Genomic DNA, 9,963 nt, shown 5'->3' on the forward strand with positions numbered 1-9,963 from the left:
TGATGCATGGCAGGCGTGGAGATCACCGACAGGTTCGTCCGCCGCACGCTGGACAACGGGCGAATCGAAGAGGTCACCTGGCTGGAGCTGACCGAGGTGCGGATCATCACGACCGCCGACGGCCCCTTCGCCGACGATGTGTTCTTCGTGCTGATCGGTGTGCGCGGGAACGGTTGCGTGGTCCCGCATTCCGCTGCCGACACCGAGTTCCTGGCCCGCCTGCAGAAACTGCCGGGCTTCGACAACGCCGCCGTGATCGAGGCGATGGGGACGGTCGGCGACCGGCAGTTCCTGGTCTGGCGGCGCCGCATCTGACGCGGCGGCCGTCGTCTGTCCGCTAGGCGACCAGGTCGGCGTATTCGCGGTGGTCGCCGATGTACTGGTCTACGTACCAGCAGGTCGGCACTACCGCGAAGCCGTTGTCGCGGCAGTCGGTGAGCGCGTATTCGACCAGTTGCGCCGCCACCCCGCGCCCACGGAATTCGGGGAAGGTGAGGGTGTGGTTGAGGTCGCGAATCGGCTTGCCGCCCGCGCTGCTTTCGTTGTAGTCCGCGTAGCCCGCGAGGGTGTCGTCGATGTAGATCTCGTAGCGGCCGGCGGCCGTATTGTGCTCGAGCCTGGTCGTCATGTCAGGTGGAACCGCCGTCCCGGGCCGATTTGTTCCGCGCGCAGGTCAGCTCCCGCAGACTCGATTGAGTTCGTCGGTGAAGGGCTGCAGGTCGGTGACGTTGTCGTCGATCAGGGCATCGGCGTATCCGGTGATCGCCGCCCGCTCCTCACCCGCGGCGAGATCGCCGACGGTCCACAGCCGATCGTGCAGGGCCCGGGCCGTCTCGGCGTCGAATGTGCCGCCGCTCATCTGCACTCCCGCGTTGACCATGGCGATGGCTCGATCGCAGGCCGGAGACTTCGCCTCGGCGGTGGCGGCGGGGAGAATCAGCAGGGAAACGGTCGTCGCGGCGGCGAACACGACGGCGGGCAGGCTCTTGATCATCTGTCCTCGGGAGGCTTTCACGGGGGCCGCTCATCAGGCGAGCGAGCCGGGATCTCGCAGCCTAGCCGCTGACTGTCCGGTTTGCGAGATTTTTCCGGCTGCGGCCGAGTTCAGAGCACGGCGCCCGGATTGAGAATCCCGTGCGGGTCCAGGGCCTCCTTGATGCGCCGGGTCAGATCCATCACCTCCGGACCGACCTGATCGGGCAGCCACGCCTTCTTCAACCGCCCGACCCCGTGCTCACCGGTGATCGTGCCGCCCAGCGCGATGGCCAGATCCATGATCTCGCCGAAGGCCTGATGGGCGCGTGCGGTCTCGTCCGCATCGGCGGGGTTGTAGACGATCAGCGGGTGGGTGTTGCCGTCACCGGCGTGCGCGATCACCGAGATCAGCACCTCGCGCCGCTCGGCGATCTCGGCGATCCCCGTGACCAGGTCGCCCAGGCGCGGCAGTGGCACGCCGACGTCCTCGAGCAGCAGCGGGCCCTTGCGTTCCACCGCGGGGATCGCGAATCGCCGTGCGGCGCAGAAGGCTTCGCCCTCCTCCGGGTCTTCGGTCCGGAAAACCTCGGCGGCTCCGGCGCTTTCGCAGGCCTCGGCGATGATCGCGGCCTCCCGTGCGCGGAATTCGCCGGGGGCGTCGGAGCGGGCCACCAGCATGGCGGCGGCCTCGCGATCGAGGCCCATCCGCATTTCGTCCTCGACCGCGTTGATCGCCACCGAGTCCATGAATTCCAGCATCGAGGGACGCAGCCGGGCCGCGACCGCCTCGATCGCCGCCGTGGCCGCGGCGAGGGTGGAGAACGTGGCGACCACGGTGCTCTGCTGCGGCTGCGCGGGCAGCAGCCGCAGTGTCAACTCGGTGATGATGCCGAGGGTGCCCTCGCTGCCGACGAACAGTTTGGTCAGCGACAGCCCGGCGGAATCCTTGAGCCGCGGCCCGCCCAGCCGCACCACCGTGCCGTCGGCGAGCACCACTTCCATACCCAGGATGTAGTCGGTGGTGACGCCGTATTTCACGCAGCACAGCCCACCGGCGTTGGTGGCGGCGTTGCCGCCGATCGAGCAGATCTCGAACGACGACGGATCCGGCGGATACCACAGTCCGTGTTCGGCGGCGGCCCGTTTGACCTCGGCGTTCAGCAGTCCGGGCTGGGTCACGGCGGTGCGGGTGACCGGATCGACCGTGATCTCGCGCATGCGCTCGGTGCTCACCAGCAGGGCGCCGTCCTGTGCGGTCGCGCCGCCGGAGAGTCCGGTTCCGGCGCCGCGCGGCACGAGCGGGACCCGATGTTCGTGTGCCCAGCCGACCACGGTCGCGACCTGCTCGGTGGTCAGCGGCCGCACCAGCGCCGCCGGCATCCCGGCCTGTGGATCGAGTGCGCGGTCGTGGCGGTACCCCGCGAGGATGTCGGGATCGGTGACGACCGTGCCGTCGGGAAGCCGGTCTGCGAGTGTTGCGATGTCCACACCCCGAACCTACGTGCTCGCACGGGATCCGTGCGCAGTACACTGCCGCGGTGTCCGATGCCAAGCTCGAGATCCAGATGCTCCACGACCGGATCATGGTTCGCGTCTCCCAGGAGGAGGGCGAACGACGCAGCAGCGGCGGCATTCTGATTCCCGCCACCGCGCAGGTCGCCAAGCGGCTGACCTGGGGTGAGGTCAGCGGGGTCGGTTCGCACGTGCGCAGCGTGGGCGTCGGCGACCGCGTGCTGTTCAGCGCCGAGGATCAGTTCGAGGTGGAGGTGCAGGGCCAGGCCTATCTGGTGCTGCGCGAACGCGATCTGCACGCGGTTGCCAGCGAACGCCCCGAACACGGCACCGGCCTCTACCTGTAACCGCCACGGCGATGCCCCCGGTCGCGCGGCCGGGGGCATCGAGGGCGTTCAGCGGGTGTGCCGCGGCAGTGCCAGCGCGGCGGCGAGCACCACACCGAGGACCACGATCCCGGCCACCGCGGCCATTTCCATGGCCGTCACATAGTTGCCGGTGGTGTGTGCCGCACCCAGCGCCGAGAAGAAGATGACGCCGAGAACCGTTGCGCCGATGGCATTTCCGAACTGCTGCGCGGTGGTGAGCACGCCGGCCGCCATCCCGGCCTGCGGTGCCGGGATACCCGAGGACAGCACGGCCGAGACGACCGAGGGGATGGTCATACCGTTGCCGAGCCCGACGATCATCATGCCGGGAATCAGCGCGAGGGCGCTCACCTGTGTGCCCATGCCGGCCAGCACCGCCAGGGTGATGCCCAGACCGGTCAGGCTGGTGCAGGTGCCGATCACCATCACCCTGTTTCCGAAGCGATTGGCGACCCGTGGTGCGAGGAACAGTGAACTGCCCGCGAAGCACAGTCCCAGCGGCGCGAACGCCAGACCCGCACGCAGCGGCGACAATCCGAGTCCGCCCTGCAGCATCAGGGTCAGGCAGAGCATGAAGCCGGCGAAGAAGGTCAGATAGCCGCCCGCGATCACCAGACCGAGACTGAAGCCGCGTTCGCGGACCATGGCGGTGTCGAGGACCGGTTCCCCGCCTCGGCGTGCCAGCCGGTTCTCGTAGCGCAGCGTAGCCAGCAGCACCGGCGCGGCGGCCGCCATCGACACCCAGGTCCACAGCGGCCAGCCCTCCGGCCGGCCCAGTGTGATCGGGATCAGTAGTAGTGCCAGCGCTGCGGAAATGCCCACGGCGCCAACGGGATCCAGCCGTGCCCCGCGAATGCTGCCGGTGCGGGGGAGCCAGCGCGCGGCAAGCACGGCCGCGACCACTCCGATCGGCACATTGATGTAGAAGATGGTCCGCCAGCCCCAGCCGAACAGATCGGCGTCGAGCAGGATGCCGCCGAGCACCTGGCCCGCGACCGCGCCGAGGCCGATGGTGGCGCCGAACGCGGCCATCGCCCGCGGTCGCTCGAGCGGCGGGAACAGGGTGTTGATCAGCGCGAGCATCTGCGGCACCATCAGCGCCGCGGTGCCGCCCTGCAGCACACGGGCCCCGACCAGCGTCCAGGCGTCGGTCGCGAGGCCGCAGAGCAGCGACGCCACCGTGAAGGCCAGCATGCCGATCACGAACAGGCGCCGGTGGCCGAACAGGTCGCCGAGCCGGCCGCCCGTGATGAGGCCCGAGGCGTAGGCGAAGCCGTAGCCGCCGACGATCAGTTCGAGTGCCGCTTCGCCGGCGTTCAGGTCGTGTTGCAGCGAGGAGGCGGCGACATTGACGACGAACCAGTCGAACATCGCCATGAACATGGCGCTCAGCACCACCGGCAGGACCCGCCAGCGCGCCGGGTAGGGCACGACGCCGGCCGGTGGTGTGCGCAGAAGCGGTGGGGCGGTAGGGGTTTCGAGGGTGGACATATCGGACTCCCCGGAATCGGTCGAGAGTGTCGGCGGCGCCGCGCTGCGCCGCGGGATGCGGATCTGTCTCCGCGAGGGATGTAACTAACCGGTTGGTTAGAACTATTCCAGCGCCCGCGACGTCGTGTCAACCAATTGGTTGGTTAGCATCGATGGCATGCCCCCGCGCGATCCCGAGGCCACCAAGGCCCGCATCTTCGAGGCGGCGACCGAGGAGTTCGCCGCCCACGGGATCGCCGGTGCCCGCGTGGATCGCATCGCCCGCAACGCCAAGGCCAACAAGCAGCTGATCTACGCCTACTTCGGCGACAAACAGCAACTGTTCGAGCAGGTGCTGGAGAAGGCGATGATCGATGTGGCCGCGGCGGTGTCGACCGATATCGACGATATCGACGCCTGGGTGGACGCCCATATCGCCTACCACCGCGAACATCCGGAATTCCTCCGGCTGCAGATGTGGGAGGCGCTGGAACTGGCGCCGGACCAGGTCACCGCCGGCGAGGCCCGCGCCCGCCGCTACCGGGACAAGATCGAGAAGGTCGAGGCCGCGCAACGGCGAGGACTGCTGCGCGACGATATGCCGCCCGGATACCTGCTGACCCTGCTGACGGGACTGATCAACTATCAGCAGGCGCTTCCGCAGTCCCGGCGGTTCGTCGTCGGCGGCCCCGACGATCCGGCGGAGCTGCGCACCTGGGTGCGTGACGCCGCCCGCCGGATCGTGGCGCCGCGCGAGGACGCCTGAGCCGAACGCTCGCTAACGGCGCGTGGCCATCTCCCGCTCGAGGCCGGCGAGATCGGTGGTGAGTGATCCGCCGGCGAAAGCCATTGCGGCATAGGATCGCTCGGCCGCCTCGGGATGTCCGGCGCCACAGGCGTCGGTCACCATGATCGGCAGATAGCCCAGATCGATGCCGTGCCGCACCGTCGGCTCGATACCGACCTCGAGGGCGATCCCCGCGATCACGACGGTATCGAGGCGCAGGTCGCGCAGGGCGATATCGAGGGGCGTGCCCGCGAACGCCGACATGGTGATCTTGTCGAAGACCACCTCGTCCGGGCCCGGGGTCAGCTCCGGAACCAGCTGATACTGCGGTGAGCCCTGGGGGAACATCGAGCGCACCCGGCCCGGATCGTCCACCCGCTGCCACGCCATGGCCGTGCGCAGTTGTGATACCCCGGACGCGGCCGGCGGCAGCGACATGTGCCGGGTGTAGAACACGCGAAATCCGTTCTCACGCGCAATGTCTCGAAGCCGGACGCAGGCATCGACGATCTGCTGTCCCGCGGCGATCTGATTCACGATGCCGGCCTGCATGTCGTAGATCAGCACCGCCGTCCGAGCCGGATCGCATGCGTCCGCCACGGTCGAGGGAATGTCGAGTCCGAATGCATGCCGCATATGCTCACCTGGTCCGATCGTAGGGTTCGGCCGTGTCGACCGAGGCGTCCATGAGCGCCTCGAGCGGGAGCGGGGCGGTCACCGGAACGTAGGTCCATTCCAGAAAACCCCTCTTGGACAACGGGAAATCGTCCACATAGCGCCGGGCCTCCGCGACATTGTCCACCTCGAAGACGATCACCACACCCGATTCGTCCGCGCGGGCGTAGTTCTCCCGGACGATTCCGGCCTTCCAGAGGCGCCACACATTGGCGACCTCCTCGGGCAGATACGGTGTGATGGTCTCGAGAGTGACTCCGGGTTTGAAGCGGTCGAAGGCGATAACTTTCATGAGATCCATGCAAGTCCGGTGATTACAGTGTTACAAGAGCGCACTTTTCGGTAAGTAGGTGAGCGCGATGTCGCAGCGGCGGTATTACTGCCCGGTCGAGGTCACTGTCGACCTGATCGGCGGGAAGTGGAAACCGGTGATCCTCGCGCATCTGAAAGAAGGTGTGCGGCGCTACGGTCAACTGCGCCGGGCCATGCCCTCGACCAGTGAGAAGATGCTGGTACAGCAGTTGCGCGAGCTCGAGGCCGACGGTCTCGTCAGCCGGACCGTCTTCGACACCGTCCCGCCGCAGGTGGAATACGATCTGACCGCCGAGGGGCGCAGCCTGGTTCCGGTGCTGACCGCACTGTACGAATGGGGCGAAAAGCGATGTGAGCGAACGGGTGTCACCCTCGGCTGAGCGAGATCGGCGGGCGCGGCGTCAGGTACCGGCGGTCAGTATCTCGGTGCGTTCACCGTCGACCACGACGGCGTCGTCGTCGGTCAGCGCCCAGTGCGGCGTTCCCGCCGCGCGCAAGCGCTCGGCCAGGCGGGTGCCGTGCCCGTCCGGATCGGTGCCCGGCGAATCCACATGCGGCACGATCGCCCGGTCCACCACTCCCAGTCCGTCCCAGCGCGGATCGATACCGCAGGCGGCCCGCACCTCGGCCGGATCGTCGGCATCCTCCAGGCCGTGCAGATCGGGCGTCAGCAGGCAAGCGCCCGCGCTGTAACCGGTGTAGGCCAGCGCATCTTCGGCCAGCAACTCCGGCAGCACGAGATCGGCTGCGCTGCGGGCGAATTGGGCCCGCAGGACGAAGGTGTTGCCGCCGCGGACCCACAGCGCCGGATAGCCGCGCAGCACCCGCTCCAATTCGGCGCGACGACCGACGTAATCACGTAGATCGACCACCTCGGGCCGGAAACCGCTGCGCCGCAGCGGAACCAGATCACTGGTCACGGCGCCGGACCACGCGGACGGCCATGCGTCGCAGGCATTCGGAATCACCGCGATCGGCCCCGGGCCGCCGACCAGTTCGGCGAACCGGTCGTAGTGGGCGCCGAAGCGGTAGCTGGACAGGAACAGTCGCACGGCGGATCAGAGTGTGAACGCGAGATTCGCGGCGATCCGCTCACCCAGTTCCCGGTCGCCGTCGACCTCGATCTCGTCGCGACGGTCCGCGGCGGCGATGCGTCCGCCGCACAGGCGGGCGAACAGACTCGACCCCAGCCGGATCACGGTATCGGCCGGCCCATCCAGGGCCGCGACGACTTCCGCGCGCCCGTCGACACGAATGTGCACGGTGCGGGCGACCGGACCGGTGGTCTCGATCGTGATGCGGGACCCGTCGGGCGCGCCGCCCCGCTTGACCACTACGCGCCCGAGGAAGGGTTCGATCTCGTCCAGCGCGATCTCGGCGCGCCGGCCGCCCTCGTCCATACCCAGGGCCTTCGCCTCACCGCCGAGTGCGTCGGTGATGTCGAGCTGATGCATCCAGCAGTCGAACAACCGCACCCGCATGAACCGGCCGTACGGCACCACCCCGATCGGGGACTGGATATCGGCGGCCCAGGCGGCCTCGTCGACGGCCGCCAGCGCAGCGCGACGGCGGCCGGTCACCTCGGTGAACCGGCGCAGCAGGTCGTCACCGCGCAGCGGCCGCAGCGACTCCAGCCACACCTCGTTCAGCGCGCCGGTGTCGTTGCGGACGTGGTCGAACGCCCGGACATCGCTGTCCACGTGTGGCAGCGGCTCGCCGAGCAACATCGATTCGATGGCGACGACGTGCGCGAGCACATCGAAGACCGTCCAGCCCGGCAGCGGTGACGGCAGCCGCCAGCGGTCCTCGTCCAATCCGCGGGTCAGCTCCGCCAGCGCATCCCACTGGTCGGAGAGCGCACTGGTCAGTTCGGTGCGGTCGAGTGAGGCTGTGCTCATGAACGAGTCTCCCTGTCGGTCGGGTCGAGTCGGTCCGGCTCCGCGCCGAGCCGGTCGAGCCCGGTGCGGATCGCGGCCGCCGTGGCCGCCGGATCGTGCGGGCGCCGCAGCAGGAAGCCGCGGGCGAAGGTGAACAGGTCACCACCGCGGCGCGGCACCACGTGCAGGTGGACGTGATGCACTGTCTGGAAGGCCGCCTTACCGTCGTTGAGGACGAGATTCGCCCCGTCGGCGCCGAGGTCGCTGCGCCGCAACGCCTTCGCGATGCGATGGCCCACGCGGAACAGATCCGCGCCCAGGTCGGCGTCGAGTTCGTCGAGGTGGGCGGCATGGCTCTTCGGAATCACCAGGGTGTGCCCCCGGGTGATCGGCCGGATGTCGAGGAAGGCGTACACCCGCTCGTCCTCGTAGATCCGCGTCGCCGGTGCGTCGCCCGCGACGATCCGGCAGAAGATGCAGCCACTCACCAGGCAGACATTACGGCGTACGACGCACCCGGCATAGCCCGCTTCTGTGCTGCGTGAACGGGCATTCGGGAGAAAAGGCGTGGTGTGGTGTGACGTTGATCTCAACTAATCTCACCGACCTGCCGGGTACAGTTGCGAGAATTATTTCGGAACTTACTGAAAAGTAAGTTCTGCTCGGCCAGACCCAACAGGCGGCCCACCTGGACATCAGGGGGCCGGCTTGCCGTCACAAGTAAGGAAGTTGACCAGTGGAGACAACGCAGGGCGCGAACGAGGGCGCGCAGCCCGGCGACGACAGTCGCACGTCGCACCGCACGCGTGTCGGTGTGGTTCGTGAGACCAACGCCGATGAACGACGCGTCGCGTTGGTGCCGAAGATCATCCCGAGCCTGGTGAAGCAGGGTGTGCAGGTCGTCGTCGAAGCCGGCGCGGGGGTCGGGGCGTTGATTCCCGACGAAGCCTACGAGGCCGCGGGCGCGACGATCGGTGATCCGTGGCAGGCCGAGGTCGTGGTGAAGGTGGCTCCGCCCAACGATGCGGAGATCGCCAAGCTGTCGCGGGACCAGACGCTGATCGGATTCCTGGCTCCGCGCAACGCGGACAACAAGATCGGCGCGCTACAGGACGCGGGCGTGCGCGCGTTCGCGGTGGAAGCGATTCCGCGGATCTCGCGCGCGCAGGTGATGGACGCCCTGTCCTCGCAGGCCAATGTCGCGGGGTACAAGGCGGTGCTGCTGGCGGCGTCGGAGTCGACGCGGTTCTTCCCGATGCTGACCACCGCGGCGGGCACGGTGAAGCCGGCGACGGTGCTGGTGCTCGGTGTGGGTGTTGCGGGTCTGCAGGCCCTGGCCACCGCCAAGCGCCTCGGTGCGCGCACCACCGGATACGACGTGCGGCCCGAGGTGGCCGATCAGGTGCGGTCGGTGGGCGCGCAATGGCTGGATCTGGGTATCGACGCGGCCGGTGAGGGTGGTTACGCCCGCGAGCTGACCGATGACGAAAAGGCCCAGCAGCAGCAGGCTTTGGAGGATGCGATCAAGGGCTTCGACGTGGTGGTGACCACCGCGCTGGTGCCGGGTCGCCCCGCGCCGCGCCTGGTGACCGCCGCCGCGGTGGAGGGAATGAAGCCCGGCAGTGTGATCGTCGATCTCGCGGGGGAGACCGGTGGTAACTGCGAGCTGACCGAGCCCGGTAAGACGGTGGTCCGCCACGATGTCACGATCTGCTCGCCGTTGAATCTGCCGGCGACGATGCCCGAGCACGCCTCGGAGCTGTACTCGAAGAATATTTCGGCGCTGCTGGAGCTGATGCTGAAAGACGGCCGGCTCGAGCCCGATTTCGGTGACCAGGTGATCGCCGATTCCTGTGTGGCCGGTGCGCCGAGCCGTCCCGCCGACTCCGAGGAGCAGGGCTGATGTATACCGAGCTTTTGGCCAATATCGCGATTCTGGTGCTGTCCGGATTCGTGGGTTTCGCGGTGATCTCCAAGGTGCCCAACA

Annotated in this window: 14 protein-coding genes and 1 pseudogene; 6 read left to right on the top strand and 9 right to left on the bottom strand. The window is 68.2% G+C overall.

The window, feature by feature from the left end; all coding sequences use genetic code 11:
• The first annotated feature begins 6 nt into the window (after nt 1-6).
• Entirely contained in the window at nt 7-315 is a 309-nt protein-coding gene (locus RJ03_RS05450; protein ID WP_030513629.1) for a hypothetical protein, read from the top strand.
• Nucleotides 316-337: 22 nt separating this feature from the next.
• Here RJ03_RS05450 and RJ03_RS05455 read toward each other — a convergent pair whose 3' ends face one another.
• The 3 genes from RJ03_RS05455 to RJ03_RS05465 form a co-directional block, all read right to left on the bottom strand.
• The gene (locus RJ03_RS05455; protein ID WP_036498431.1) at nt 338-628 is read right to left on the bottom strand and encodes a GNAT family N-acetyltransferase; all 291 of its coding nucleotides are present in this window, start codon (nt 626-628) and stop codon (nt 338-340) included.
• 45 nt (nt 629-673) lie between these two features.
• The gene (locus RJ03_RS05460) at nt 674-1,015 is read right to left on the bottom strand and encodes a hypothetical protein (RefSeq protein WP_157163353.1); all 342 of its coding nucleotides are present in this window, start codon (nt 1,013-1,015) and stop codon (nt 674-676) included.
• Between the two features lie 89 nt (nt 1,016-1,104).
• Nucleotides 1,105-2,463 carry an FAD-binding oxidoreductase gene (locus RJ03_RS05465; RefSeq protein WP_036498433.1) on the bottom strand — a complete coding sequence of 453 codons (1,359 nt, stop codon included), beginning with the start codon at nt 2,461-2,463 and terminating at the stop codon, nt 1,105-1,107.
• A 50-nt stretch (nt 2,464-2,513) separates the two neighbouring features.
• On the opposite strand from RJ03_RS05465, the gene RJ03_RS05470 reads away from it, so the two are divergent.
• Nucleotides 2,514-2,834 (top strand): GroES family chaperonin, encoded by a 321-nt coding sequence (locus tag RJ03_RS05470; protein ID WP_030513633.1) that lies wholly within the window; start codon nt 2,514-2,516, stop codon nt 2,832-2,834.
• A 48-nt stretch (nt 2,835-2,882) separates the two neighbouring features.
• Here RJ03_RS05470 and RJ03_RS05475 read toward each other — a convergent pair whose 3' ends face one another.
• Nucleotides 2,883-4,346: an MFS transporter gene (locus tag RJ03_RS05475; protein ID WP_036498434.1), complete on the bottom strand. Its 1,464-nt coding sequence runs from the start codon at nt 4,344-4,346 to the stop codon at nt 2,883-2,885.
• 157 nt (nt 4,347-4,503) lie between these two features.
• On the opposite strand from RJ03_RS05475, the gene RJ03_RS05480 reads away from it, so the two are divergent.
• Nucleotides 4,504-5,091, top strand: a complete 588-nt coding sequence (locus tag RJ03_RS05480) for a TetR/AcrR family transcriptional regulator (protein WP_036498435.1) — start codon at nt 4,504-4,506, stop codon at nt 5,089-5,091.
• Nucleotides 5,092-5,103: 12 nt separating this feature from the next.
• Here the strand turns inward: RJ03_RS05480 and RJ03_RS05485 are convergent, their stop codons facing one another.
• Both RJ03_RS05485 and RJ03_RS05490 read right to left on the bottom strand, forming a co-directional pair.
• A complete protein-coding gene (locus RJ03_RS05485; protein ID WP_036498436.1) occupies nt 5,104-5,748 on the bottom strand; it encodes a cysteine hydrolase family protein in 645 nt (214 codons plus the stop codon).
• A gap of 4 nt (nt 5,749-5,752) precedes the next feature.
• Nucleotides 5,753-6,079 (bottom strand): hypothetical protein, encoded by a 327-nt coding sequence (locus tag RJ03_RS05490; protein WP_036498460.1) that lies wholly within the window; start codon nt 6,077-6,079, stop codon nt 5,753-5,755.
• Between the two features lie 67 nt (nt 6,080-6,146).
• Here RJ03_RS05490 and RJ03_RS05495 point away from each other — a divergent pair, with 67 nt between their 5' ends.
• Nucleotides 6,147-6,479, top strand: coding sequence for a winged helix-turn-helix transcriptional regulator (locus RJ03_RS05495; RefSeq protein ID WP_036498437.1), 333 nt, complete (start codon nt 6,147-6,149; stop codon nt 6,477-6,479).
• 21 nt (nt 6,480-6,500) lie between these two features.
• Here RJ03_RS05495 and RJ03_RS05500 read toward each other — a convergent pair whose 3' ends face one another.
• The 3 genes from RJ03_RS05500 to RJ03_RS05510 are packed head-to-tail and all read right to left on the bottom strand — an operon-like array spanning nt 6,501 to nt 8,464.
• Nucleotides 6,501-7,151: a Type 1 glutamine amidotransferase-like domain-containing protein gene (locus tag RJ03_RS05500; protein ID WP_036498438.1), complete on the bottom strand. Its 651-nt coding sequence runs from the start codon at nt 7,149-7,151 to the stop codon at nt 6,501-6,503.
• 6 nt (nt 7,152-7,157) lie between these two features.
• A complete protein-coding gene (locus RJ03_RS05505; protein ID WP_036498439.1) occupies nt 7,158-7,997 on the bottom strand; it encodes a maleylpyruvate isomerase family mycothiol-dependent enzyme in 840 nt (279 codons plus the stop codon).
• Nucleotides 7,994-8,464, bottom strand: coding sequence for an HIT family protein (locus RJ03_RS05510; protein WP_036498440.1), 471 nt, complete (start codon nt 8,462-8,464; stop codon nt 7,994-7,996). Before RJ03_RS05510 ends, RJ03_RS05505 begins: the two co-directional genes overlap by 4 nt.
• 248 nt (nt 8,465-8,712) lie before the next feature.
• Here RJ03_RS05510 and RJ03_RS05515 point away from each other — a divergent pair, with 248 nt between their 5' ends.
• Both RJ03_RS05515 and RJ03_RS05520 read left to right on the top strand, forming a co-directional pair.
• Entirely contained in the window at nt 8,713-9,879 is a 1,167-nt protein-coding gene (locus tag RJ03_RS05515) for a Re/Si-specific NAD(P)(+) transhydrogenase subunit alpha (RefSeq protein ID WP_371507162.1), read from the top strand.
• A pseudogene (locus RJ03_RS05520) lies at nt 9,879-9,963 on the top strand (NAD(P) transhydrogenase subunit alpha); the annotation flags it as partial. The gene RJ03_RS05515 and the pseudogene RJ03_RS05520, both read left to right, overlap by 1 nt.

It is taken from the genome of Nocardia aobensis NBRC 100429, from assembly GCF_000308375.1.
GTDB classification, from domain to species: Bacteria; Actinomycetota; Actinomycetes; order Mycobacteriales; family Mycobacteriaceae; genus Nocardia; species Nocardia aobensis.

Coding starts and splice junctions, on each gene's coding strand:
- RJ03_RS05450 (WP_030513629.1), top strand. CDS start 7: ATGGCAGGCGTGGAGATCACCGACAGGTTCGTCCGCCGCACGCTGGAC.
- RJ03_RS05455 (WP_036498431.1), bottom strand. CDS start 628: ATGACGACCAGGCTCGAGCACAATACGGCCGCCGGCCGCTACGAGATC.
- RJ03_RS05475 (WP_036498434.1), bottom strand. CDS start 4,346: ATGTCCACCCTCGAAACCCCTACCGCCCCACCGCTTCTGCGCACACCA.
- RJ03_RS05480 (WP_036498435.1), top strand. CDS start 4,504: ATGCCCCCGCGCGATCCCGAGGCCACCAAGGCCCGCATCTTCGAGGCG.
- RJ03_RS05485 (WP_036498436.1), bottom strand. CDS start 5,748: ATGCGGCATGCATTCGGACTCGACATTCCCTCGACCGTGGCGGACGCA.
- RJ03_RS05490 (WP_036498460.1), bottom strand. CDS start 6,079: ATGAAAGTTATCGCCTTCGACCGCTTCAAACCCGGAGTCACTCTCGAG.
- RJ03_RS05495 (WP_036498437.1), top strand. CDS start 6,147: ATGTCGCAGCGGCGGTATTACTGCCCGGTCGAGGTCACTGTCGACCTG.
- RJ03_RS05505 (WP_036498439.1), bottom strand. CDS start 7,997: ATGAGCACAGCCTCACTCGACCGCACCGAACTGACCAGTGCGCTCTCC.